The sequence below is a fragment of the Paenibacillus sp. J31R30 genome (genome assembly GCF_059692115.1).
Genome location: NZ_JCAUAV010000001.1, coordinates 310,226 through 336,976, shown reverse-complemented (window position 1 = coordinate 336,976; position 26,751 = coordinate 310,226). Strand labels below are relative to the sequence as shown.

Annotated in this window: 14 protein-coding genes; 1 reads left to right on the top strand and 13 read right to left on the bottom strand. The window is 43.5% G+C overall.

Features of this window, described 5'->3' with window-relative positions:
* Positions 1–94: 94 nt before the first annotated feature.
* Positions 95–2,281, top strand: coding sequence for a catalase/peroxidase HPI (katG, locus tag AC58QO_RS01090; protein ID WP_497263246.1), 2,187 nt, complete (start codon positions 95–97; stop codon positions 2,279–2,281).
* A 135-nt stretch (positions 2,282–2,416) separates the two neighbouring features.
* Here the strand turns inward: katG and AC58QO_RS01085 are convergent, their stop codons facing one another.
* From AC58QO_RS01085 to AC58QO_RS01025, 13 genes are all read right to left on the bottom strand, one after another.
* Positions 2,417–4,213 (bottom strand): M56 family metallopeptidase, encoded by a 1,797-nt coding sequence (locus AC58QO_RS01085; protein WP_497264354.1) that lies wholly within the window; start codon positions 4,211–4,213, stop codon positions 2,417–2,419.
* Positions 4,214–4,266: 53 nt separating this feature from the next.
* Positions 4,267–4,644 (bottom strand): BlaI/MecI/CopY family transcriptional regulator, encoded by a 378-nt coding sequence (locus AC58QO_RS01080; protein ID WP_497263244.1) that lies wholly within the window; start codon positions 4,642–4,644, stop codon positions 4,267–4,269.
* 316 nt (positions 4,645–4,960) lie between these two features.
* Positions 4,961–5,755, bottom strand: coding sequence for a TatD family hydrolase (locus AC58QO_RS01075; protein WP_497263242.1), 795 nt, complete (start codon positions 5,753–5,755; stop codon positions 4,961–4,963).
* A 25-nt stretch (positions 5,756–5,780) separates the two neighbouring features.
* Positions 5,781–7,091 carry an AAA family ATPase gene (locus tag AC58QO_RS01070; RefSeq protein WP_497263240.1) on the bottom strand — a complete coding sequence of 437 codons (1,311 nt, stop codon included), beginning with the start codon at positions 7,089–7,091 and terminating at the stop codon, positions 5,781–5,783.
* On the bottom strand, positions 7,088–8,509 hold the full coding sequence (locus tag AC58QO_RS01065; RefSeq protein WP_497263238.1) for an RtcB family protein: 1,422 nt from the start codon (positions 8,507–8,509) through the stop codon (positions 7,088–7,090). The genes AC58QO_RS01070 and AC58QO_RS01065 overlap by 4 nt, the downstream gene beginning before the upstream one ends.
* Positions 8,510–8,888: 379 nt before the next feature.
* Entirely contained in the window at positions 8,889–9,998 is a 1,110-nt protein-coding gene (locus tag AC58QO_RS01060; protein WP_497263236.1) for a slipin family protein, read from the bottom strand.
* 451 nt (positions 9,999–10,449) lie between these two features.
* Entirely contained in the window at positions 10,450–11,862 is a 1,413-nt protein-coding gene (locus tag AC58QO_RS01055) for an RtcB family protein (RefSeq protein WP_497264353.1), read from the bottom strand.
* A 153-nt stretch (positions 11,863–12,015) separates the two neighbouring features.
* On the bottom strand, positions 12,016–13,389 hold the full coding sequence (locus AC58QO_RS01050) for an ABC transporter substrate-binding protein (protein WP_497263234.1): 1,374 nt from the start codon (positions 13,387–13,389) through the stop codon (positions 12,016–12,018).
* A gap of 83 nt (positions 13,390–13,472) precedes the next feature.
* Positions 13,473–14,339 carry a carbohydrate ABC transporter permease gene (locus tag AC58QO_RS01045; RefSeq protein WP_497263232.1) on the bottom strand — a complete coding sequence of 289 codons (867 nt, stop codon included), beginning with the start codon at positions 14,337–14,339 and terminating at the stop codon, positions 13,473–13,475.
* Positions 14,340–14,341: 2 nt separating this feature from the next.
* The gene (locus AC58QO_RS01040; protein WP_497263230.1) at positions 14,342–15,277 is read right to left on the bottom strand and encodes a carbohydrate ABC transporter permease; all 936 of its coding nucleotides are present in this window, start codon (positions 15,275–15,277) and stop codon (positions 14,342–14,344) included.
* Positions 15,278–15,487: 210 nt separating this feature from the next.
* Entirely contained in the window at positions 15,488–20,086 is a 4,599-nt protein-coding gene (locus AC58QO_RS01035; protein WP_497263228.1) for an S-layer homology domain-containing protein, read from the bottom strand.
* Between the two features lie 266 nt (positions 20,087–20,352).
* A complete protein-coding gene (locus tag AC58QO_RS01030) occupies positions 20,353–25,032 on the bottom strand; it encodes an S-layer homology domain-containing protein (RefSeq protein WP_497263226.1) in 4,680 nt (1,559 codons plus the stop codon).
* Between the two features lie 114 nt (positions 25,033–25,146).
* Entirely contained in the window at positions 25,147–26,748 is a 1,602-nt protein-coding gene (locus AC58QO_RS01025) for a response regulator (protein ID WP_497263225.1), read from the bottom strand.
* Between the last annotated feature and the right edge of the window lie 3 nt (positions 26,749–26,751).

The following is a 26,751-nucleotide window of genomic DNA, read 5'->3' as shown; positions in this document are numbered from 1 at the left end:
CAAAAAATCGTTGATTTTTGTCCCATTTTTATTATATATTTAATTATAATAATTATTATTTAAAAATTAATTTAATTTGAATGGAGATGTAAAAATGAGCTCTATGGATGCTGCTAACTCAGGAAAATGCCCGTTCTCGCATGGAAGCGCTACAAGTCACAAATCTAGTGGTACGACAAATAGGAACTGGTGGCCCAATCAGTTGAATTTGAACATTCTTCATCAACATGACCGTAAATCGAACCCTCTTGGCGACGATTTTGATTATGCCGAGGAATTCGGCAAATTAGACTACCAAGCGCTTAAACAGGATCTTCGTGAGCTCATGACGAACAGTCAAGATTGGTGGCCAGCTGACTATGGACATTATGGTCCCTTCTTTATTCGAATGGCTTGGCACTCCGCAGGGACTTATCGTACAGGTGACGGGCGCGGAGGGGCTGGAACCGGCACACAACGTTTTGCTCCACTTAACAGCTGGCCTGATAACGGCAACCTAGATAAAGCTCGTCGACTCCTGTGGCCGATTAAGCAAAAGTATGGCAACAAAATTTCTTGGGCAGATTTGTTCATTCTAACCGGTAATGTCGCTATTGAATCGATGGGCGGCAAAACATTTGGCTTCGGCGGCGGCCGTGCGGATGTATGGCACCCTGAAGAAGACATCTACTGGGGTGTAGAAACTGAGTGGCTGGGGGATAAGCGTTATACAGGTGATCGCGAGCTTGAGAATCCGCTTGCCGCTGTTCAAATGGGACTCATCTATGTGAATCCAGAAGGTCCGAACGGCACACCAGATCCGCTTGCAAGTGCGCGCGACATCCGCGATACATTTAAACGAATGGGTATGAACAATGAAGAGACAGTTGCTCTCGTGGCCGGTGGACATACATTCGGCAAGGCACATGGTGCAGGTGATGCTGCGCATGTAGGTGCAGAGCCGGAAGCAGCTGCTATCGAAACACTAGGCTTAGGTTGGCTCAGCACGCACGGCTCAGGCAAAGGCCGTGACACCATCACCAGCGGTATTGAAGGGGCTTGGACGGCGAATCCAACACAGTGGGATAATGGTTTCTTTGAACTCCTTTTCGGATACGAGTGGACACTGACGAAGAGCCCTGCGGGCGCACATCAGTGGACGCCAGTCAATCCTGCTGCAGAGCATCTCGCACCAGACGCAGAAGATGCATCCATTCGCGTTGCGACAATCATGACTACCGCTGATATGGCATTGCGTGTGGATCCAGCGTACGAGCAAATTTCTCGTCGTTACTATGAGAATCCTGAAGAATTTGCAGATGCGTTTGCTCGTGCATGGTTTAAGCTTACGCACCGGGACATGGGACCTCTTCCAAGATATCTGGGGCCGGAAGTTCCTGAAGAAGTTCTGATCTGGCAAGACGTTGTGCCAGCTGTTACATACACGTTAACAGACGCAGAAGTTGAAGATCTTAAATCAAAAATTCTAGATTCTGGCCTTACAGTCAGTGAACTCGTTACAACGGCTTGGGCTTCGGCCAGCACCTTCCGTGGTACTGACATGCGTGGCGGCGCCAACGGTGCTCGCATTCGGCTTGCTCCACAGAATGAGTGGGAAGTGAATCAACCCGCACAACTTACCCGAGTGCTTACCATCCTAGAAGGCATTCAAGAAGACATAGATGTCGATGTGAGCCTAGCTGATTTGATCGTACTTGGTGGGAGCGCTGCTGTGGAAAAAGCTGCACGTGATGCAGGCTTCCAAGTTACAGTTCCATTTACGCCTGGTCGCGGTGATGCAACAGAAGAACAAACCGATGCGGAAAGCTTCGCAGTACTAGAGCCTATCGCTGATGGTTTCCGCAATTATCAGAAGAAACAATATCGTGTAAGCTCAGCAGAGCTTCTGGTAGATAAGGCACACCTGCTCAACCTGACTGCACCCGAAATGACAGCTCTTGTAGGCGGCATGCGTGTTCTGGGTACGAACTTCGGAGGCACCAAACACGGTGTATTCACAGACCGAGTAGGCACACTCACGAACGATTTCTTTGTTAACTTACTCGATATGGGCGTACAGTGGAACCCTATTGGCGGAGATGTATTTGAAGGTCGCGATCGCAAGACAGGTAAGGTCGTTCGGTCAGCAACTACAGTTGACCTCGTCTTCGGTTCAAACTCTGTTCTGCGCGCCATTGCTGAAGTTTATGCGCAAGACGATAATAAAGAAAAGTTCGTTCGCGACTTTATAGCTAGCTGGGTCAAGGTCATGAATGCAGATCGATTCGACCTGAAGTCATAACGACATCCATATACAGCAAAGAGCAGTATTTCTCGTTACATACTGCTCTTTGCTTTCTTGTTATTAAATTTATTATCGAAAAGCATGAAGAACCTTACGATGTATCGTAAGGTTCTTCATCATTTACATGTTCTACTATTTATCAAATGCAGCTGCTTTAGGTGAATAGACCGAGATGGAGCTCACTTTGGCCTTCTGATCTCCAGCAAGATCTGGAAGTACTACTCTCAGCTCATAATTCCCTGTTTCATAAATGAGAAGCTGCTGCTTACCTTGGGTAAGCTTTTGAGCCGGCTTGCCAAGTACTTGGAGGACATCCCCATACGTAACCATATTGCCATCTTTAACAGCATCCAACGCGCTGCCACTTACACGAATTTCATACACGACATCACCATGTCCTGCGGCAAATTCAATCGTACCTTTGCTCATGCCAGGCGCGTATGCCTCATAAGGGTTACCCGCTGAGGAAGCTTTATCAGGTGTTCCCCATGATGTATGAACATCATCAATCAAGGTCTTACCGACGGTAAAGCCAGCAGCTCCCTTGGCTTCACCTTTTGACGCTAGATCCTTCATTTGCTTTAAAAGTATAGCTGAGCCGCTAGTTGTTGCGGTTGCAGTTGCGGCGGTTGGAGTTGCAGTTGCAGTTGCGGTTGCGGTTGCGGTTGCGGTTGCGGTTGCGGTTGCGGTTGCGGTTGTTGCCGTTACAGTCAACGGTTCTTTGACCGCAGGTTGATTATTACCCGCCATAAGATCTACCGCATCTTGCTTGCTGGAATTAGTATCCGGTGAAGCAGTAGCACTCGGTGAAACCGTACTTATTGGGGCAGCCAATGATGTCTGAGCATGCGTGTTACGTGCTGTTGTCAACGCGATGCCACCAATAACCACAATGGTTGCAAGACCAAGTAACGACCAACGATACGAGCCTTTTTTGAATGATTTTATCATATGAATTCTCCTCTTCAGTTGAGCCTTATTACCTGTGAAAGATGCTGATCCCGGCGTTCGTAACGTATGCGAAAGTTTCTCCATTAACGTAATAATCGTTCGCCCATATTCCAATGATCGCTGGGGCTCAATATACGTTAAAACAAGCGCATCACAGGCTAACTCTTGATCCTCTCTCATGCGAGAGTAGGCGTACCAGAGAAATGGATTAAACCAATGAATAAGAAGCAGCATGTAAAATAACCAATTCACCGCAATATCCTTGCGTTTCAGATGTGCTAACTCATGCATGAAAATATGCTGCAGCTGCTCATCACTCATAGCCTCGATCTCGTTAACAGGTAAGAGCAATTTCGGTTTCAACATGCCGTACAACGAGGGGCTCCTTACATCCGTTGATTGCACCAATGTAACGTTCTGTTTGACCGACATTAACTTCTTGGAACGCGCTAGAATTTCCAACATTCTCGTATCGTTCCGATCTATTTTCCCTTGCATAATCCGGTTGTGTTGACGTCGGTTCATGCCAATGGTGTATATCATCAGCACTACAATACCTAAGAGCCAGAGGAAAAGACTGATGCTCATCAAGCTGAATGGAAAACTTGGCGTTCTTTCGCTAACTTGTGTTTGGGATTGCGATAAGTTGTTGCTTAATTGCCCCTGCAGTGAATCCTGACCTGGCTCTCCGTCTGTTATATTTTGAAGCTCAGTTACAAATCTCTGGCTATGATCCATTGTGTCTGATTTAAAGGCAATCACATGGTCAATAGGAGGTAGATTGTAAATGCTTAATATATACGGAGGATCCCAGGGTACAGCCAGCTTAATCATCACTAACATCCACAAGGCGTACTGCCATCTTGGTTTAAGCCTATCTCGCAATAGCCATTTGGCCAAAAGAATCAACGTAACGATAACGCCAGCCATCACAGATGTGGTTAGCACCCATTGAAATCCTATTTGAAAGTCGTGCATCACCAAAGTCAAACGCCTCCTCTTTGCACTTGGTGCTTGTGGGATCAGATAAGTTACATTGGTTTCTTCTCATCCAAAATTTTCTTCAACTCTTCAATGTCTTCTGTCGTCAATTTCTCATCTCTTAAAAAATGAACAAGCCACGGAGAACGTCCCATACCGACGATTCGTTTCATAAAGGACTGCGTCTCCTGCATCACACAATCTTCCTGACTAACAAGCGGGTAATATTCATAATTGCGATTATGTTGTTGATAGGCAATAACTTGCTTCTGGGCTAACCGATTTAGCAGCGTCCGTATCGTCTTGGGGCTCCAATCCGTTGACTCTTCAAGTGCTTCAATAACTTCATTGGCCGTGCTGGAAGCTCTGGACCAAAGTACTCGCATGACCTGCCATTCGGCTTCCGAAATCTTAGGTGTATCTTTCATTGACATACCACCTTTATGTAAAAAGATTATGGATTACGCTTGTAATCTACATATTTATATATTACAAGTGTAATCCAATGTTGTCAACTTCCTTTCGATACATTTAAAATCCAATGAGAAAAACTTTTATCGAAGTACTTCGAGGATGAGCGCCCGCTTTTTAAAGGTAGTTTTTATCGCCAATAAGAATTTGTACTTCCGAGTACCAGAAACTTTTTAATTCTTATGTAGTTAAAAAGGCCTTACGATTTCTCGTAAGGACTAATCCAGATCGTATATTCATTATGAATGACTTTAAGGATCCTCACCTTTTCAATCAAATCAATCCAAAAAAATCCTTTGTTGTTTGTTCAGTTGAATGGGTAACTTCCCCGACCGAAATACCAAGGCATACAGCAACTGTCGCTGCGATGTGCGGAAGAAAAGCAGGCTCATTTCGGCCATCCTGCGGCTTTACGGGCAAATCGCGCGGTGTAAGAAATGGGGCGTCTGTTTCTAGCATTAAACGATCTAGCGGTATTTTCTTCACAAGTTCACGCAAGTGCTTACCTCTACGTTCATCGCAGATCCAGCCTGTGATGCCGATATAAAATCCGAGCTGCAGATAAACCTGCAACTCTTGCAGAGATCCCGTAAAGCAATGGACTACCGCCTTATTGATTGAACCCACATACGGCTTCATGATACGAACGAGGTCGTAATGAGCTTCTCGCTCATGCAGGAAAAGCGGTAACTGCAGCTCGCAGGCCAGCTTAATCTGTTCCTCAAACCATTTCCGCTGTACATCGCGAGGTGAAAAATCACGGTTAAAGTCCAGTCCACATTCACCAATGGCAACCACTTGAGGCAGCTTCGCCAATTGACGCAGCTTATCCATCGTATGTGGCTTGCAATTGCGCGTGTCGTGCGGATGTATCCCTGCCGTTGCAAATAATTTCCTAGGAAATTTTTCTGCATATCGCGACGCTTCATCGCTGCTTCTTAGGCTTGTGCCCGTCAAGATGAGCGGGGTCACTCCCGCCGCAAGCGCCCTCGCAACCACATCGTCGCGGTCTTGATCAAAGGAGCGATGCATTAAATTAACGCCAATGTCGATGAGTTGATTACTCATTGTGTTGCACATCCTATCACATTTTTTAACTTACCAAAAAACCAACCCTCACATCCGAATCCTCTTTCATCCATGACATCGTCTGCCCTTTATGCACATCTGACTTCATTGATTTCACCAGCTTCTCGATATCCACGCTTTGCTCATAATGCCACTGAAGTGCAGCGGATACATACAATTCATTTAACTGGCCAAAAGTAAACCCTTCTGTTTGCTTCGCCGTTACGCGAATCAACGCTTCATTCAAAAGCTTCCCTATCCCCTTTTGCTCCAAATAAATCTGTCTAAGGTCTAGGTCTGGAAGCTTGATTTCATAAGCACGGTCGAATCTTCCTGCCCGGTTCATAAGTGCCGGATCAATTTGCTCCGGATAATTCGTTGTCCCAATGAGGAATATCCCTTCTTTGGAAGTCGCACCATCCAAAATGTTTAAAAAGTACGACCTTGCCCGCTGGGGCATCGCATCGATATCTTCAATCACAAGAATCATTGGCGCCATTTTTGCCGCAGCTTGAAACGCTTCTTGAATAGAATCGCTACCGGTGTTCTCGGTTATTTGCCAATAAGCAACAGGAGCTTTGACGCTGCCGGCAATCGATTTGACGAGCGTTGTTTTTCCATTTCCAGGCTTTCCATAAAGCAGGATACCTCTTTTGTAAGGAAGGTCATACTCTTTGAAAAAGGTATGATCCTCAGCAAAAAACTGATCGATAGCGCGATAAATATCTGTCTTCACTTCATCCTTCATGATGACTTTTGAACGGTCAACCATGCGTGTGATAGGAGCTAGTTCTTTTTCCATGCCATGCGGTCCATCCGTGAAAACAGTCACTTGTCGACGGTCCAAATCCCTGCGACGCTGACGAGCGTGCTCTAGAAAACGCAGCAAACTCGCATCATCCACAGCAAAAACAAAATCCTCTTCTCCGACGCCATTCATGCGAAAGATGGGTACTCTAGCTAAAGCGATTCCCCAGGACGGGTAAGCAAAAACGTTATTGCGCAGTGTAGGAAATGTTCGGTATGCCCCATCATTACTTGCCCCATCGATTCCGAATGCACGTGACTCCATATGGTCGTAGATTCTAGTGACCAACTGCACATCACTTGACCCTGACTTCACATCTTGTTCGAGCAGGTCCCAATACTCTTCTTTCCCGTCATCACTTAAATAGGGTTCGAAGTCGTGACCATATTTCTCACCCAGCAAACTTTGAATCCGTTCTAACACAAAGACGTAGTCCCCATAGGCTTTAAGTGAGTTACCTTCCGACCTAATCGGAGCTGTTACAGCCGCTGATTCTTCATTCATTTTTATACTTTGTACATATCTCATTTAGCACCTTTTACTGCCGCCATAGGCTTACATTTAGCAACAACTTCAGCCAAGCCCGCTCCGACGACACTCTCAATAATTTGATCTACATCTTTATAAGCTTGCGGCGATTCATCTAGAATCGACTCTAACGATCTTTGGTTTACGACGATTTCCTCATCCGTACCCAATCGCATGGAAGTGGCAAATTCATTCAGCGTTATCAATCTTTTCGTCGCGCTGCGTGAGCGAATTCGCCCTGCACCATGACAAATGGAGTGAAAGTTGGCTTTGCCACCCGGGGCTCCGACCATAATATAGGAGGCCGTCCCCATTGAACCTGGAATCAGCGCTGGGTGACCTGTATGCTCATAAGGCTGCGGATTGCTTGGATGGCCTGCCGGAAGCGCCCTTGTCGCCCCTTTGCGATGAACAAAATAGGACTGCCCTTCATGCTTTTCCTCCCACGCATAGTTATGCATAAGATCGTACAACGTAGTCATTTCAAACTTCGAGCCAAACACATCTTTACCAGCCTCCCGAATGGCATAGGCAATCAGATGGCGATTGACAACCGCATAATTGAGCGCTGAATACATCAGATTGACATAGGTCTGGGCTGCCCAATGTTCTAAAGGTGCAAATAACAGCTTAGGATCGGCGGTTCCTAATCCATTCATCCGCATCGCCTTCAACATGTCACTGCTGCAAGTTTGATTTACAGAACCACCCCATGCACGCGAGCCCGAGTGAATCATAATGACCACTTGACCATCGAAAAGTCCCCAGGCTTCAGCTACCTCACGGTTCTCTTCTGCAATTTCTATCGACTGAATCTCCGCAAAATGGTTACCATTTCCAAGCGTTCCCAACTGACGATGTGACCGATGCCACACATGGCTCGGAAATCGATTCAATACATTTTCATCCAATGTAAATTTACTGCTCTCTACATGCGTAAGCGACGTCGTCTTTCGAGGCGTATAGCCGTCGGGGATATACTTCTTTGGAAGCCCATGCAGTCCTTTAGTGACGATGTGTTCCAATCGAATGTCCGAGAAATGTCCCCGCGCGTGATCTTCAACAGGTAAATATTTCTCGATCGTCTTCACCAGCTTGCGGCGGAGCTTCACATCCTTCAGTTCTTCCTTATGCAAATTCGTCATATGCACGCGCATGCCGCAGCCAATATCGCTGCCGACTATAGAGGGTGATACATACCCGTTATGCGTGTGCCATACCGCTGTCGTGCCTATACAAGTACCAACACCAACGTGTACGTCAGGTGTATAGCTCATATACGCTAGATTTGGAATCTGCAAATTGTTATTGGCCATCTGAAATATTTGATAATCTAACTCTTTAAACAACTCAGGTCCCGCGTATACGTGGACGACTCCCGCTGGGAGCTGGATTTGCCTCATATAATTTTCTTTCATTTGTTTTGTTCCTCTTTTCTTGTTCAATTCGTTTAAGCTCACGATCTATTTTTCCTATATCAAATGTCATGGGACTCACCCTTTCTTCTTATTTTGTGGACGCAAAAAAGCCATAGACCAACATCGTCTACGGCTTTTTCATGTCAAATTTAACTAGGCTAACTCATAGAGTAGCTACGTATTCGTCACAAGTCCGGTTGAGACCGATGGTATGAAGTGCTTTTCAATTGTCGGGATATTGATAGAAATTTGATTGCGAATCATATCGTCGGCCTCCTTTCCATTCATTTACAAGTATAATACGAGTCAAAGCTAGGAGCTGTCAATCGTTGGCAGCGGAAAGATTAATTATAATGATCATGCCTATTAATAAAATTTATCAACTTTTGTTTTTATCTCCAACAAATGAATTCAACTGCTCTAATAAGTTGCCTCCACCATTAAAAGAAATCGTTCCGATTTTCTCACAAATCTTCTCTAAGAATTCAAGCTCCTTCAGCCTAAACAGGGTTTGGTTCTCATCCATAAGCTTGGCTGTATTCAACAGGCTTCTCGTAGAAGCAGTCTCCTCGCGTCTTGTAATGAGATTGGCTTGCGCTTTTTTCTCAGCCAACAAAACCGTATTCAGGATATCCTTAATCTCACCCGGCAAAATAATATCTTTCACACCTGCAGACAAGAACTGTACGCCATAATCTAGACTTTTCTCATTCAAGCGTGACAACACGTAGGTAGCGATTTCCTGTTTCATTTTCAACAGATCATCTAATCTCAACGTACCCACATACTCACGCAATACAAGCTGCAGCCCAATGTACATTTGATCTTCAAACGACTTGATTTCAAGCGCACGAAGTGGATTCAAAATCCGATATTGACACACAAAGTTAAGTCGCAGTGTGACCTTATCCTCCGTCATCATTTCTTGCCCAGTCAGATCCATTTGCTGTTGACGCAGGTCGACCGTTTTCACAGAAACACCTATAGGTCCCTTCCAAAAATAATATTTGCCGGGAGCAAGCTCCTTTTGCATGACATGGTTATAAAACAAAGCTCCACTTTCGTGACTAGCCACATCCAATGTTTGATAGTAACCAATTAGCTTAGGAATGATAGCTGAATCAATTTCCTTGGGTAATTCAGGATTACGTATATCTGCACGAAGATAGGTGTGCTCTTTCAAAACATTCCAAAAGGCATAGCTTCCAGCTGTCAACAATCCAACGAATTTGGCATCTTCATAATGCAGCACATATTCATTGTCTTGAACCTGCATAATATCCAGCTCTTTTATGAGTATTTCGTCATGAATAAACAACTGAAGTTCTTTCCCTTTTACATGAAAAGGTTGCATGATATTTAAAATCTCGACATGATCATCCGAAAATGGTGACAGCCGATACGTGCCAGGTTGTAAGCTTTTATAATAGCTGCCTTTACGAAAAAGCAGTCCTCGTTCGTCATTGTGTATCGTCACTTTTTTAAACATGGTAAACCTCCTTGAGTTTTAGATCACATAGTTGGAGTCCTCCTGCGATGAAGGCGGAATTCTGCTTAAGAATACAAGTCATGCGTAGCGCCATTTGAAAATAGTTGGAGATGTTGGGTTTCACTAGCAAACCGTCTACCCTCCCGTTATTAACAAACGGTTATAAGCATTCTTGTAATCGGTATCTGCAGATTGCATAGCCATAGCGCAGTGTGCATTTTGTTAGCCACAGAAGACTCCAGTATACGATCTTTTTAGGAATATCTTAATGGGGAGTCGAACCCCTGCACCAAAGGAGTGTACGCCGACATGAACATTACAGTATACAAACACATAGAGATGTGAGCGCACTGCCGGACTATTTGAAATCCTGGCCTAGGTAATGTCATTCGTACATACATCCAAATTTATGAAAATACGTCTAATTGACGTCTATCATCACTACAGTTTTTTAAACACCTTTAATCGCAACCATCGGCTTACAAGTCGCCACCACATCAGCTAGCGATGCACCCACAACACTATCAATAATCTGATCCACATCTTTATAGGCTTGCGGGCATTCATCAAGGATGGTTTGCAAGGAGCGGTGATTAACCAGAATCTCATCATCCGTCCCAACTTTCATGGATTGCGCGAATTGGTCGACGGTGACAAGCTCTTTGGTTGCTTTGCGTGATCTTGCTCTGCCGGCACCGTGACAAATGGAGTAGAAGTTTTTCAATCCTTCATCTCTCCCCACCATAATGTAGGAGGAGGTTCCCATGGAACCTGGGATTAATGCCGGATGACCCGTTTCTTTATAGGCAGCTGTATTCAGAAAATGACCTGGCGGCAGCGCTCTTGTCGCTCCCTTCCTATGTACGAGCATCGGTTGATTGCGGTGAAATTCCTTTAGCGCATAGTTATGCATGAGGTCATACAATACAGGCATCTCCAGCCCCTCGCCGAATACTTCTCGGAACGCTTCTTGAACACCGAAAGCAATCATATGTCGATTACTTACTGCAAAGTTTAGAGCGGAGTACATGAGATTTAAATATGTTTGCCCTTCTTGACTTGCAATAGGCGCATATAAGAGATTCCGATCCGGATTAACGACACCCCAACTGTTCATAACTTCTCTGAAAACCTTGGCGAATTCTTGACCCAACATAGCTCCCCATGCACGAGAACCGGAGTGAATCATGACGACAACCTGACCGTCGAACAAGCCCCATTTTGCCGCCAAATCCTTATGAGCCTCTGCCACTTCTAGATACTGAATCTCTATAAAATGGTTCCCGCCACCAAGCGTCCCAAGCTGCCCGTGGGCATATTTACGGATTTTTGCTGGCAGATTCTCAAGGTAGCTATGGTCAAACTTGAACGTAGACTCTTCTACATGGGTCAACCACTGTTCGCTTGGTATATATTTCTCTGGAAGTCCTTTTAATCCGTGTTGAACAACATCCATGATATCGATATCTGAATAATTCGTATTTGTACGCTCATTGGTTGGCACATATCGCTCAATCGCTTTGATTAATGCTCTACGCACACCCTTATCTTGAATATCACGTTTATGCAGTGAAGTCGTATGCACACGCATGCCACAGCCGATGTCCACACCGACTATGGAAGGGGAAACGAACCCATCCTTCATGGTCCAAACTGCCGTTGTCCCAATGCAAGTACCAATACCCACATGGGCGTCAGGGGTGTAGCTCATATGGACATTACGCGGAATCCGCAGGTTATTATCTGCCATTTCGAATACTTTGTTTTCAAAGGATTGGAACACATCCGGGTTAGCAAATACATGAAGATTGCCATTCACTAGATCCATTTCGTAATGATTACCACCGTGTGTGATTGTTTTCATCTCCATTGGGTTAACCTCCGTTTTTCTTCTAAAGCTATCTTCGCTTATTTCCATACGAACGAACATGGTGAAAGTATGGCGACAGGTAAAATCAAAGCAAATAAAACAGACCGGAACCCCTTGTTTGGAGTTCCGGTCTTATTCACATCATTTCTATTTTTTCATAGCAGCGTCATAATCAGCTTTCGCTTTTTCCATCGACGTAGCCCAACCATTTACGAATTCGGCAACGGTCATTTTAGCAGTCAATACTTTCTGGAAATCCGCCTCAAGTTGTTGTGTCGTAATTTTTGTGTAATCAGGCAGATAAGTAGGAAGCTTCAAAGCAACGGTCTCTTTATCAGCAAGCACTTCAGCACCTTGTTGAATATGCTGTGTGTTTTTAACATAATCGCTCTTCAACGAATCCGTGTTGGTAGGCATTTGACCGATACTTTGATTCCAATACGTTTGGCTTTCTGCGTTCATTAAGAAGCTAATGAATTTCCACGATTCCTGCGGATACTTAGAGTTTTTAAACATGACTAATCCGTTTGCAACAGGAACGACAACTCTTTTGCCGTTATCGGATTTCGGTGGAATGACACCCGCGAATTTGGCGTTAGTCAGATTGGTTACGTGATCATTGTAAGAACCAAAGTTATGCTGAATCATAGCTGAAGTCCCTGTATCAAATGTGGCATTCATCTCTTTATTACTGTTCGTAATGTCACTCACAGGCGTATTCTTTTTATACAAAGCGGCATATTTGGTCAAAAATTCTGAGATTTTCGGATCTCTAACTGTCGCTTTGCCATCTGGTGTAAAGTATTCTGTGATTCCAGAATAGGCATAGATCATGGAAGTCAGTTGATTAATGCTTCCTGCACCTCCGCGAATACTGAAGCCATAACGGTTATTTTTGACGTCGGTCAACTTATCTACATTTGTAAAGAAATCATTCCATGTTGTAGGCGCTTTTAGTCCAGCATCCTTTACCATATCTGTGCGATACCAAAGGATATCTAGAAACATCGTATGCGGAAGATAATAAAGTTTTTTGTCTGCAGTTAAACCACGATCGAACTCCACCATATTGGCCGCAATTTTATCTTTATCGCTCCAGTCCTTGAAGTACGGGTCGAGCTCTTGTACCGCTCCTTTTGCAACGAAATCGGACAACCATACCATATTGATACCAGCTACATCGGGAGTATCTTTTGCTGCTATAGAAACGTCATACTTTTGTTTTGCGCCGCTTGCAGGAATTCCTACATATTCAACTTTGATATTCGGATTTTTAGCTTCGAAACGCTTAATAAGCTCTTCATAAAAAGGAGTTCGGGTCGGCCCAGGGTTTTCGTCCCAAAATGTAAGCTTCACTTTCTCTGCCGGATTTGAAGCTGGTGCTGCTGCTGCTGCTGTTGCTGCTGCGCTTGGGCTCGGTGCTGTAGTGGATGATGAACTTCCACCATTGCCGCATCCTGTTAGCGTCAACGATAAAGCTGAACCAATAACCATAAACGTTTTAAGACCCTTTGTGTACATATCAACATCTCCCTTGGCTCGTATAAATTATCCTAAAACTCTTTTCGAGGAATGACCTCAAAGAGTGGTTTAGTTTGGTAAGATCAACCTTTTACTGCGCCTGCACTTATGCCTTGCACTAAAAACTTTTGAACATAGGCGAACAAGATGGCAGCTGGCAACAAAGCGATTACGCTTCCTGCAGCCAATGCCCCGTATTGAATGTCATATTCACCCTGCATATAGCGAAGTCCAACCGGTAGGGTGAACAGCGCTTTTTTACTAATCAACATGAGTGCGAATAAGAATTCGTTCCATGATCCGATGAATGTGTAAACCATTGTTGCCACGATACCAGGAACTAGAATCGGGAAAATAACTAGAAAGACCGATTTTAACCGACTGCATCCATCGACCATTGCTGCTTCCTCAAGCTGTTCAGGTATATTCGTGATAAAACCACTCATCAGAATCGCATTAAAAGGCAGCTGAAACGTAGCGTTGATAATAACTAAAGCCAATAAATTGCTAGTCAGATGCAAAGATCTGAAAATCTCGAACATGGGAATAAGAAGCATGGCTCCTGGAATAAACTGTGTGCATAATAGCAACAACATGAAGAGTTTCTTTCCTTTGAATCTAAATCTGCTGATTGCATATCCTACCAGGATTGAGCACACCAGTACGATGAGTACAGTCAAAGCAGCTACGATTAGGCTGTTCACAAAGTATTTGGAGAAGCCCACGTTATTCCAAGCGATCAAGAAATTTTTGAAAGTAGCCGGCGCAGGCAAGTACTTGATCGGCAGTTTGGTGATGTCACTTTCTCGCTTAATTGCCGTAATTAACGCCCAAAATAAAGGGAATAACGTGAATACCATCGCTAGAAGCATAGGTAGGTATAATAGGAATACTTTATCCAATATCTTAGGTAGAATGGGCACCTTTCTCATAACTTGTGCGTTTCTCATGCTTATTCTTCCTTTCCATATCCGCTTAATTTCAAGTAGAACACTGCAAACAGCAGCAGAATGGTAAATCCAATTACCGTTAGCGCTGAGCCATAACCGAAGTCCTGTGCGACAATCGCTTGTTTCACGATGTACATTGGCAGTGTAGTTGTTAAATCAATCGGTCCGCCTGTCCCATTGGTCATAACGAAGATTAAGTCGACGTTATTAAATTCCCAAACGGCCCTCAGCAGCGTAGTAAGGATGATCGTTGTTTTCAAATACGGCAGTGTGATATGGATAAATGATTTCCATCTCCCCGCACCATCCACCACAGCTGATTCATACAAATCACCTGGAATCGTTTGTATGCCAGCTAGCAGTGCAATCGTAAAGAATGGAATCCCTCTCCATAATTCAGCTGTTACAATCGCAGGAAATGCGGTCGTTATTTCAGAAAGCCAGGCAATTTTATGATCAATTAGGCCTAACCTCATCAAAATATCGTTGAGCGGTCCGATTTGTTCATTAAAGATGATTTGCCATAAAGTTGAAGTTACAACCCCTGAGATCGCCCAAGGTAAAATGGCTGCAGATCGGAATATTCCGCGAAATTTAAATGCTTGATTCAACATGAGTGCAATTCCTAATCCGAATATGAGTTGGAGCGTAACCTCAGTGAACACCCATTTCGCTGAAACCCCTAATGTTGAGAAAAATAGTTTATCAGTGGTGAAAATCATTTTAAAATTGTCGAGACCAACAAATCCATTTTCATAGGCTTTCGTGGGATTAAACTTCTGTAAGCTGAAATAAAACACATTCCCGACAGGATAGAATAAAAAGACGATAATCAGGACAATCGCAGGCGCGATCAAGAGGTAAGGCAACCATTGAATGCGTTGTTTCCGTTTTCTTACGCTCGCCTTATTTACAACGGTTGATTGATTTGTACTCACTAGGTTTCCTCCATTTCTAGTCTTCTCGGTTCATTTGAAACCGTTTCTATATTTCTATTGTAAGACAGAGGACCTTTAGGGAGAATCAAATATCATTATCAGAATGTTTAAGATCATTAACAGATTTGCACACCTATCTTATGCAAAAAACTGCACTCTCCATTGTTAGACGTGTCTAACAACTGGGGTGCAGTTCAAACTACTTCAGTACTATGGGAGGGTTACCGTTACTGCTGTTGAGGTGCTAATTAATGGTCCTTTCGTCATTACCTTGTCATCGCCGGTAATTTCCACTTTAATATACTTGCCTACATCTGCGCTCTTCACTGTATAGGTCATATCTGGTGTATACAGTGGATCAGCCATTCCTGGGATATTATCAAAGATCGGTATCCAAGTGACTTGATCTGAAGAAGAGTACCATTTAATTGTGTTCACACCAGCAGGAATCACCGCACTGCTCACATTCAAAGGCTCTGCTGTCAGTGTTTGGCCAACTGCTGGAATTCCGACGATCCTCACAGACGTCATAGTCTGCTTTGCTTTCGTAAAACTTACGTTGTAAACCATCGAAGTCCCTCTGCCAGGTTCCGATACCATTAGCTTGAAGCTTCCAAACGTTGCTGTCAACGCGGATGAATCAATGGCAACGTAGACGGCTGTGTTGACTGAAACGCCTGGATCAGCTGCACCTACGCCTGGAGTTACGATTAAGCCGTAGGTCGCACCAGTAACAGTAATCGTTTGGCCTGCAAATTTCGTGAAGTTGAACTTTGTGGAAGCCGAAGCTTGGATGTTAACAATTTTATCAGGTGCTGATTTTATGTTTGAAAAGATCCCACCGGATGATACACCAAGACCCGTCAAATCATAGGGAATGGGTGTCAATGCCAGCGTTTTCCCTGCTGGAATTCCGGTAACATTGGTTGTCATTGCACCGATTGCCCAAGGTTGAGCAACAACAGTGCCGTCGCCATATTTAACGCTATCGCCGTTAATAATGTTGTTCTTAGCCGTTAACGTGACGTTTTCAAACGCAATATTTTCCGCAAAATCAATGACAGCTGGTGCGGCAAATGGCGCATAACCGTTCAAAAAAGCACCTCGGGTATTACTGTTATACGCATACATACCACTTTCCAGTGTACTGTTTCTGAAGATCATATTCTTCACTGGAGAAACTGGCGTACCTGGTACGTTCATACCAACGATTTCGATCACTGGCCCGTAGGTAATATTTTCACTAACGATGTTTTCAAATGTCAGTTTTTGAACCGTTGGCAAAGAAGGAGCAGCGTCACCATCGCTATTACCGGCATAATTGCTCACTCGGATCAAGGCATCTACCGTTACGCAATCTTTCGTGTACAAGTCGCGAGATACAATGTTCTCTATCGCTCCGCCACGGCTTGGTGCAAATTTGATATATACTGTTTCCCATTGCAGCCCAACTACATCAATGTCTTGGAAGAGTACGTTACGTACGCTACCTGACATTTCGCTGCCTATAACGAATGCACCACGGCCATTGTCAACCGTACTGTTGGTAACTCTGATGTTCTCAGATGGTTTGTTTCTCTTGAAGCCTTCCATATTTTTACCGGATTTAACGGCAACTGCATCATCATACGTTCTGAAATAGATATTGAATACGTTCATATTCGTTGATGAATCAGGGTCGATACCGTCACCATTACTTACACCAGCCCATACGCCAGGCGTAGTTTCGTACATGGAGGTGATGTTGGCATGGTTAAAGGTTACATGATCGCTAAATACGATGTGATTTGTCCAAGAAGCCCCGGATTCTAGTGTCACGTCTTTGATGTAGAGATTCTGAACATTGAATGTAATCATCAACTTGCCTCTTGAACGGTTGTCTTGACCGGAATTGATTGGCAGAGGCGCAAGAGATGGTTTGGCAATGATTTTCTTCGCCAACTCTCTCTCAACTTGGCCTAACATTTTAGCAGTATTGCCAATGATTGCAGTAGCGTTTCCATCAATGCGGCCGGAACCACTGATGGTAATATCTTTGAGGGATTGCGTACCATAGGAATCTCTCTCACCGATGTTAATTAATGAAGCAAAGCAGTTCAGCTCCCAACCCTCAAACATACTTGGAACAATTGGATAATGTTTGATAAATTCAGTGACTTCTTCATCTGAATAAGCGCTAGTGACGTTAGGCACATAAGCTTCCAGAGCACCATCTACTTTTAAAGTGATGCCACTATTTCGGATAAACAAAGCACCGGTTAAGAATGACCCTTGTGGCACATACACCACACCGTTAACAGGGGCATCATTAAGGGCTTTTTGAATTGCCTGCGTATTGAGCGTGGTACCGTCGCCAACCGCATTATAAGGAGCTTTGGTAATATCCAAAATAACGGAAGGAGCTGGTTTGGTGGTGACTGTTATCGGCGTACTCTTAGGGCCTAAACTGCCACTTTTGGAGATAGCCGCTACCTCAAAGGAATAGGTAGTATTGGCACTCAGACCTTCAACGGTATAACCCATTTTGTCCGTACGTGCTACTTCCACACCATTTTTGTAAACAACATATTTATCTAATTGCGTGGTATATACGTCAGATGATTTATCCCATAAAACCAAAGCAGACGTGTCTGTCTTTGCTTCTACTGGGGAGAAGATTACTTTTGGTGAAAGCTCTGTGGATACATAGACAGTAGCCGATCTGGAAGCACCGCCAGCTGCTGTTACCGAAATGGTAGCTGCACCGTTTGCTACCCCCGTAATTAGACCTGTTGCTGAATCTACTGTAGCAACACCGGTAGCACTAGAGCTCCAAGTCAATGCTGTGTTATCAGCAAATTTGGGCAGAGCCTTAGCACCTAAATAATATTTCTCATTAGGGAAAAGGGTAATGATTTCTTTATCAAGAGCTACACTGCTTACCGCTACAGGAGCATTAGTAACGGTAACAACGCAAGTTGCTTGTTGACCTTCTGCCGTGGTAACCTTAACGGTCGCCGTCCCTACTTTTGCAGCGGTAACTTGGTTGTTCACCAGGTCGATTACGGTGTTATCAGTCGTTGACCATTTAACCGCTTTGTTCGTTCCAATAGCGGGTGCTACTGTTGCATTTAATGCAACGGTTTGACCTCTGGCAATAGTCAAGCTCGTATTGCTTATGGTTACACCTGTAATCGCAACGGGAGCACCTAGCTGCACATCATACGTTTTTGCTGAGCTACCATCTTCTGTGGTAACTACCAAAGTAGTCCCGGCTGGAATCATGCCAGTGGTGAGCTCAACGCCTCTTGACATGAGTTTGTAACTTTGAATAGATGCATCTGTCGGTTTAATCTGACTTAACAATTCCTGCTGCAAGGTACCGTAGTGGACACTCACAGCCGTTTCGCTAACGGCCACTACATGAGGTGCCGTAGATTTGGCAGCGATGCCGGTGTTTGTTGAACCAATTGGCGTCGGTGTTGGTGTTGGCGTTGGTGTTGGTGTTGGTGTTGGTGTCGGTGTTGGTGTTGATGTAGAACTACCGCCAGTGGATACAGTCGGAGTTACTCCACTGATTGTTTCTATCGTACCGCTGTCAGAAACACCAACCACTTGGTTTTTCTCAATCTTTTGGTCATTGACCATAATAGTGCCTGCTGTGTTGATTTTCTTAATGACGGCACCAGATATCGTTTTAATTTTGATGTTAAAATTTTCGAGTGTGTCCACGTTTCCTATGGAGCCCGATACCAGTTGTAGATTGGCATTAGCGGAGATGGTAACCTTAGGAAAATTACCGCTTAAGCTCGTTTCTATGCTCGTAGCTGTGGAATTGTTTATCTCTACCTGTTCTACCCCCTTAGCACCTACAGCCAATTCAATAGCTTCTAATTTTGTAGAGGATCCTAGTTTCGCATTCGCTACACTGCTGTTGCCTTCCAATACCGCCCTAACGGGGTTTAGGTTCTTTTTATCTGTAACCATTGTTTCCAGCTTAGAGTTAACAATATGGATACTGTTAGCGCCACCGCCAGCTATATAAGTAGTGCCTTTGACAACTACGCCTTCTAAGATAATATTCCCCTCGCCAACACCCGGAGTAATATATAAGTTGCCTTCCATAGTCATGTTTTTAAGGGTAATTCCTGGCTTAGTAATCAATACATTTCCATATGTATGCCCCTTTTCACCTGTGTAAGTTGTATCGGGTTTGGAAAAGATAGCATTCGCGAACCTGGAAATCATTGTAGCTGCTTCGCCACGAGTGATGGAATTGGCTGGCCCAAATGTACCATTGGGATAACCATTGATCACTCCGTCACCTACCAATGATGCCACTGCATCTTTGGCATAGCTTTGAATAGCGCCAATATCTTTAAATTGACCTAGTTTATCCGAGCTTCCTTTCCCTAGTTTAGAAACTCTCCAGATGGTGGTAGCGGCTTCTTCGCGAGTTATTGGCATATCTGGTCTGACAGAGCCATCTTCGTATCCAGTTATGTAACCCTCATAGACTGCTTTTTGAATCTCGTTCGAAAACCAATCTTCGGATTTTACATCTGTAAACATCTTATTGCCTTGCTCAACATAACCAAATGCCTTGTTTATCAAGGTGACAAATTCCGCTCTTGTTATCTTCTTGTCAGGTTGCATAGTGCCATCTTCATACCCACTCAGCACATTTTCACTGACGAGCCGTGACATGTACTTTTCTGCCCAATGCGCGTTCAAATCGGATGTCGGTAGTGCGCTAACCGGCAGGGAGCCAAAAAGTAGACTGGATAGTGCTATTCCCGCAATCAATTTCCTTACTGGCTTTCTTTTCAATTTTCTACCTCCTTTATTGTCTTTAAAACTTCAAAACAACTCAAAAATCGCCGAGAAATTTTCTCAGTTTCATTTTGTAATCGCTTTATATTTCAATTGTAGGACAGATGGACTATAGGGTGAATCAAATATCATTATCGGAATGTTTAAGATCATTAACAGATATGTATAAAAAAATGCACCCTTATTTGTTAGAAATGTCTAACAAATGGGGTGCAGTTCATACTCAGAACTTTAATTATTAGCTGTCGCTCGAAGAGCGATCGTCATCCTGCAAACGCCAGCATTGGGGCAATGGCTTGAATTAAGATCGTAGAAATTGTGCCGTCAGTACCTACGACTTTCAGGCTGTAGCCTGTTAGAATAGGTGCGTTTAGAGCTTGAGCAGTACCCGCAGAGTTTACAACCGAAACTTCTTTGAGAGGCTTCAGTGAGATAATGCCATTCAATAGATCCTTCACTGAAGCAGAAGCAGGAACAATTAACTGACCACCTATTACAGCAACTACTGTATTTGTATAAGCAAGATCTAATGCCGCTGCAGGAAGAGCTGCTGCACTAGTAATACTAGAAGGAAGCGAGCTTGGGAACATATGCGATTGATACATATTTGCCTGAACAGAACTATCAAAGTTTGTAGCACCCAAGTAAGTAGCACCCGTTACCGTATTCATGAGCACTGGAGCTTGAGTGGCATAATTTTTGTTGTAAAGTCTAGTTTGAATGCCATCCAACTGATAGCTGGATTTACCCCTTACCTGGATAGCACTTCCAGACAGGCCGCCCATCAAAATATCCAGATTTCTCAATTTGACATTGGTACCATTGTCAACCACGATCGCAGAGCGATCATATTTAACAGCGGTATCAAAATTGATCTTGCTGTCCTGAATGGTAACATTATCAACATACTTCATAAGAATCCCATAAGCTGGGAATGCATTGGCGCCAGAATAGGTGGAAGTCCGATAGTTACCGCCAACACTTGCTTCATTGATTACTTTGTAGACAGCTGAAAAATCAGTCACTGGAGATTTATTATTAACAAAAGAACCCGTTAATTGAAGATTTTTCAGCGTAATATTGGTGACCGGATAAACTTCTCCGTAGGTAATGGTTCCGACAGAATTATAATCCGTGTCTTTACCTGGACCAGGTGTAGTCCCTCCAACTCTCTTATATCCCTGAATAACAATTGGATACCCACCGTCTCCGCCGGCATTCTTAGACAATAACGCACCATCTACAGTCACGTCAGAGATCGAACCAGGTCTTCTGATTTCATTCGGAAGTCTAGCTGACATTCCCTTCTCTTGACCTTCATAACGAGGTGACACACCAAAGGCAATACCGCCTGATGTATTAGCCAAGTTTATCTTGGAGATGGACACATTACGGACGTTGGCACCATCATTGACCCAAATGGCAACGCCTGTTTTGTTAGCATTCGTTGTCAGAGTCAAATCGGTTGCAACAATGTTTTCCATATCGCCAACGGTTTCAGAGCCATACACGAATACGCTGCCGCCTCCAATATCTCCAGCAACCATCTTCTCAATGTGAATGTTGGAAACATGTCTTACAAATCCGAGGGAGAAGTCGCTTCCAAGCTTTGCTACGTCATTACTGGATTTCAGAGTAGTTACATTATATGCGGTCGCATTGTTGTTTTGCATAAAGTTGAACGTATCTCTTTGACGACCGGAAGTAGAATTCGGCATCAGCATATTTTGAACCACAATGTCATCACAGCCTGTTGTTAAGACGGAGAACCAACCACCCTGTTCAAAGGTTAACAAGTGATTCTCATCGGTACCGCCAATGACGATGTTTTTAGACAATTTGAATGAAATGGACTTTGTTCCAATACCGGCATTGTTAGGCAGTCCGGTATTTAGATTCATGTTGCCGTAAATCTTAGCAGAGTTACCAAGAATTTTGATATTTTCTACACGGATCCCCCACATAAGAGAATCTTGCCAATAACTGTGTCCATCGTCTTGTCCATTTTTGAATGGTAGATTCAATGGACTTTCAATTGGATCAATCTTGGGCAATACAATCAATTGCGTGTTTTCATCCATATACAGATGTACGTTACTTCTCAAATGGAGTGTACCGGTCGCAAAATTGGCGTTGCCCTTGAAGTAAACGGTACCACCGCCATTTCGGCTGGCTGCGACAATAGCTGCATTGATAGCAAGTGTATTATCTGTTCCACTGTAGATGTTTTGCGGTGTTGTAGTTGTGATGACGGCATCAGCAACAGCCCCAAATTTTGTTACATCGTACTGACCGGTATAGTAGCTTACCGCATTGGAGGATAATGTACCCGTCTTCAGCTTAAAGAAATAGGTTCTGTTCGGCAAAAGATTGGTCAAGGTCGCTTTATGAGCAGATGTGGTTACACCTGTATGAACCCAAGACAGACCGTTATCCAAGCTCGCATATACTACTGAGCCATCTGGTGAGGAAGGAGACTCCAAAACAGCAGTTGTAGGCGTAGTATAAGATACTTCCTCAGCTTTTCTTACCAAATCGCTTGCTGCTGCAGATACATTGAACTTGGTAGTTCCTGTTTCTGTGTAATTCTCTACCGCTGTTGCTGCAGTTGTCGGATAGCCAGAACCCGTAAAGGTTGCTGTGATGGCACCACCTGTAGTTGGAATCGTCTTGTTTTTCAATACAAGGGTAAGATCAACCCCATTATAGTTGCTAAAGTCAGTGTCCTTGATGGCAACGGTTTTCCCGCCATTGGTAATTTCCACCTTAGTCCGCAAATCAGCATTATTCCCTACATTTGTAAGCCAGTTTCTTCCAGACTGATTATAGTTTTTGGCGGCATTGATGGCGACATTATTCAAGCCCACAAAGCCACGTCCGATTAGATCGAAACTATCTGTTGGGGAAGCGGTTAAGCCATCAGGCAAATTAAAAACCAAAGTTCCTTGCAGGAATTGTCTGTTTGGATTGGCTTTATTGATGGAATACTCAAGAACAATATCCTGAGCTTGTCCAGCGGTATACTGTGCCAGATTAGTTTTCAAAGTGGATATTTGGAGAGCATACTCTTTAGCCGTTCCATTTTCAGCTGTGACAATTAGCTTATCTCCCTGGGCGATGTCATTAGATAGCGTTTTGGGAGTTCCTGTACTGTTCACAACCGCATAGGTTTGCTTTGAACTGTCGGTTGAGCCGATTTCTGCCAATAAATGCTCAACTTTGTACATTGGCACCATGGAAATTGAATGGGCTTCAGTATCAATACTGGAAATATGAATCCCGTTGTTTAAGACTTTAATGTCGGTATTGGAAGAACTCATCGGTTTAAAAGATTGCGCCGTTACTTTAATATTCGCAACATTTTTAATGGACAGTGTATAGGATTTGCTGCTGTCAAGAGTCGGCAAGTTGGTAATGACATAGGTTACTGCATCCGTACCATCCAACACGCTCATTTTTGCAGCGGACAAATCAATATCGGCTGTGCCATCGTTAATAGTAATAAAAGCTGGAACTCCTTCCCCATCTGTGCTGAACACAGGGGTAGCAGAATTTAATTTAAAGGAAAATGTGTCTGACGCCCTCACGTTGGAAGAGAACCCGCTAGGATCGACAGTAACCGTCGTGACCACACTGGATGAACTGCCGCCACCACCGCCGCCAACAGGGACAACCGGAGTTCCACCATTGATCACGGCAATCTTACTTTGGTCTGAAACAGAGATCTCTTTGTTTGCGTCAATTTTCTGATCATTGATAACAATAGGGCCATCTGTTTTGATTTTTTTAATAGAGGCACCAACTTTTGTTTCGATTTTGATGTTAAAGCTTTCAGCTGTCTCCATGTTTTCAATGGAACCAGAGAGAAGCTTTACATCTGCATCATCAGACAAGGAAACTTTCGGGAAATTTCCGTTAAGAATAATTTGTACGTTATTAGTTAGGGTATTGATAACTTCTACCCATTTAATACCCTTAGCATTGGAACCCAATTTAGTGGTTTCTAATTGGGAATTGGAACCTAGTTCGGCACGCTCTATGCTACTGTCACCTTGCAATTCTACCCTGACAGGATTTTCGTTCTTTTTCTCCGTGACCATCGAAGAAAGCGTAGAGTTAACAATATGTACGCTGTTGGAACCACCGCCGGCCACATAGGTAGTGCCTTTAACATGAACGCCTTCTAAGGTAATGTCACCCTCGCCAACACCCGGAGTAATATATAAATTACCTTCGATATTCATGTCCTTCAGTGTAATTCCTGGCTTGTTTACCAATACATTTCCATAAGTCCTGCCTTTTTCACCTATGTAGGTTGTATCAGCTTTGGAAAAAATAGAGTCTACAAACCTAGAAATCATTGCAGCTGCTTCGCCACGAGTGATAGAACCGGATGGCTCGAATTTACCATTGGGATAGCCTTCGATCACATCGCCACCTACCAATGATGCCACTGCCTCTTTGGCATAGCCTTGGATAGATCCTCCATCTTTAAACTCTCCTAATACGCCTGGACTTCCCTTTTCAAGTTTGGAGACTCTCCAGATGGTAGTGGCAGCTTCCTCCCGCGTTATAGACTTACCTGGTTTGACTGAACCATCTTCATACCCAGTTATGTAGCCCTCTTTGACCGCTTTTTGGATCTCGCTTGAGAACCAATCTGCGGATTTTACATCCGTAAACATCTTATTGTCTTGTTCAACATAACCAAAAGCCTTGTTGATCATGGTGACAAACTCTGCTCTGGTTATCTCTTTCTCGGGGAGCATAGAGCCATCTTCGTATCCACTTAGCACATTTTCACTGACTAACTTTGTCATGTACTTCTCTGACCAATGTCCGGTCAGGTCTGATGCCGCCAATGCGTTGAATGGTAATGTGCCCATGAGCAGACTGAATACCGCTAAACCCGCAATGGATTTCCTTATTGGCTTTCTTTTCATTTTACTACCTCCCTTAGATTGAAACCGCTTTATATTACAATTGTAGGACAGAGGGACTTAAGTGAGAATCAAATATCATTATCAGAATGTTTAAGATCATTAACAGATCTTCCCTTAATGACCACTATTCTTATAATCGGTTGGAGAGAAACCCGTATATTTTTTAAAGCATTGACTGAAATATTGCGGATTACTATAGCCAACTTTCTCTGCTACTTCATAAGACTTCAATCCACTCATGCGAAGCAATTCTATTGACGACTTCATACGCGTTTGCAGCAAAAAATCACTAAAAGTGATGGATTTTTCCTTTTTGAAAAGTATACTTAAGTAAGTTGGACTGATATGGACATAACGGGCAACCTCTTGCAGGGATAACCCTTCTGTAGCATAGTTACTCTCGATATATGAAATTGCTTTATTTACCATACTTTGCGTTTGAATCTCACGTTGTTGATTGGCAATATTAAGAAAACGGTCCGTCAGATGTCGAATGGAACAAAAAATATCCTGAACGGTTTGGTACCGTTCCATTTCATTATAGTAAGTGTACACACTCTCGAGGCTATCCTTCATCTTTACATTTCGTTTCGCAATCTCTTCCAACTCTTTAAACAACAAGAGACTGATCTCAATGCCAATTAAGCGCACTTGCGTTAAAGATATAAATTTAATCTCGAGCAGCCTTTTCTCAATATCGTTTAATATGACATGTGCTTCTTTTTCCAATCCTAATTTTACTTTCATAACAAATTCATTCTCTAATTCATTTAACATAATTTCCGTGGAGCTTGTGGGCGGAAGTCCGGTGTCCTGGGCGGTCAGCACCCTATTCGTTCCAATCATATGACGAAACTCAATAGCTGCTTTCGCATCGCGATAGGACCTGGAAATATCACTTGAATTATGATAAGTAAAACCGATACCTACGGTAACCGTTGTTTTTAAATATTTCTCTACGTTGACTCGAATTGTCTCAGCAATTTGTAATGTCATTTGCTCTACAAGATCCTGCTCCCCATCCGCATGATAGATGATAACAATCTCATCATTTTCTGATTCAAATACAATTCCAGCATTATCACTACACATCGTTTCCTCGGCAACATTTAAGATACAATATTTCAGTAACTCTTTACCGAAGCGATTCTGATAATCAGGATAGCTATAATCATCTGCTGTCAATAAAATGACAACATAGTTGGAGCTTGACATCTTAAAGTTAAGAAACTCACTATGGGAATGAATTTCATCTTCGGATAAATTTTCTTTAATTAATTTCCCCAAAAACCTTTGCCTCAGTAGAGGAATGCCTTCCATAACCTTCCGCTTCATTTCGGTCTCATATTCAAGCTCAACCATTGCCCTTTTAGCTGTATCCAGAAGAAGCTGCGAATCGACTGGCTTCAATAAATAATCAAATACCTTTAGTTTCAGTGCTTTATGTGCAAGTTCAAACTCATCAAAACTGGTCAGCATAATAATTTTTATTTCCGGATATTTCTCTTTCACAACTTCCGTTAATTGGAAGCCATCCATAAATGGCATTCGAATATCCGTTAATAAGAGATTGGGCCGCTCCTCTGCAATCAGGCTTAAAGCTTCTTCACCATCTCTAGCTAAACCTGCGAGTGTAAACCCATTTTGTTCCCAGGGGATCGTGCGCGATAATCCTTTACGAATAATGCTGTCATCATCCACAATTAATACCTTCATCAC

What these genes read in the sequence shown, in the direction of transcription:
- AC58QO_RS01050 (WP_497263234.1), bottom strand. Translation starts at nt 13,389, where the DNA reads ATGTACACAAAGGGTCTTAAAACGTTTATGGTTATTGGTTCAGCTTTA.
- AC58QO_RS01025 (WP_497263225.1), bottom strand. Translation starts at nt 26,748, where the DNA reads ATGAAGGTATTAATTGTGGATGATGACAGCATTATTCGTAAAGGATTA.
- AC58QO_RS01060 (WP_497263236.1), bottom strand. Translation starts at nt 9,998, where the DNA reads ATGTTTAAAAAAGTGACGATACACAATGACGAACGAGGACTGCTTTTT.
- AC58QO_RS01065 (WP_497263238.1), bottom strand. Translation starts at nt 8,509, where the DNA reads ATGAAAGAAAATTATATGAGGCAAATCCAGCTCCCAGCGGGAGTCGTC.
- AC58QO_RS01080 (WP_497263244.1), bottom strand. Translation starts at nt 4,644, where the DNA reads ATGAAAGATACACCTAAGATTTCGGAAGCCGAATGGCAGGTCATGCGA.
- AC58QO_RS01070 (WP_497263240.1), bottom strand. Translation starts at nt 7,091, where the DNA reads ATGAGATATGTACAAAGTATAAAAATGAATGAAGAATCAGCGGCTGTA.
- AC58QO_RS01045 (WP_497263232.1), bottom strand. Translation starts at nt 14,339, where the DNA reads ATGAGAAACGCACAAGTTATGAGAAAGGTGCCCATTCTACCTAAGATA.
- AC58QO_RS01075 (WP_497263242.1), bottom strand. Translation starts at nt 5,755, where the DNA reads ATGAGTAATCAACTCATCGACATTGGCGTTAATTTAATGCATCGCTCC.
- AC58QO_RS01055 (WP_497264353.1), bottom strand. Translation starts at nt 11,862, where the DNA reads ATGAAAACAATCACACACGGTGGTAATCATTACGAAATGGATCTAGTG.
- AC58QO_RS01085 (WP_497264354.1), bottom strand. Translation starts at nt 4,213, where the DNA reads ATGCACGACTTTCAAATAGGATTTCAATGGGTGCTAACCACATCTGTG.
- AC58QO_RS01030 (WP_497263226.1), bottom strand. Translation starts at nt 25,032, where the DNA reads ATGAAAAGAAAGCCAATAAGGAAATCCATTGCGGGTTTAGCGGTATTC.
- katG (WP_497263246.1), top strand. Translation starts at nt 95, where the DNA reads ATGAGCTCTATGGATGCTGCTAACTCAGGAAAATGCCCGTTCTCGCAT.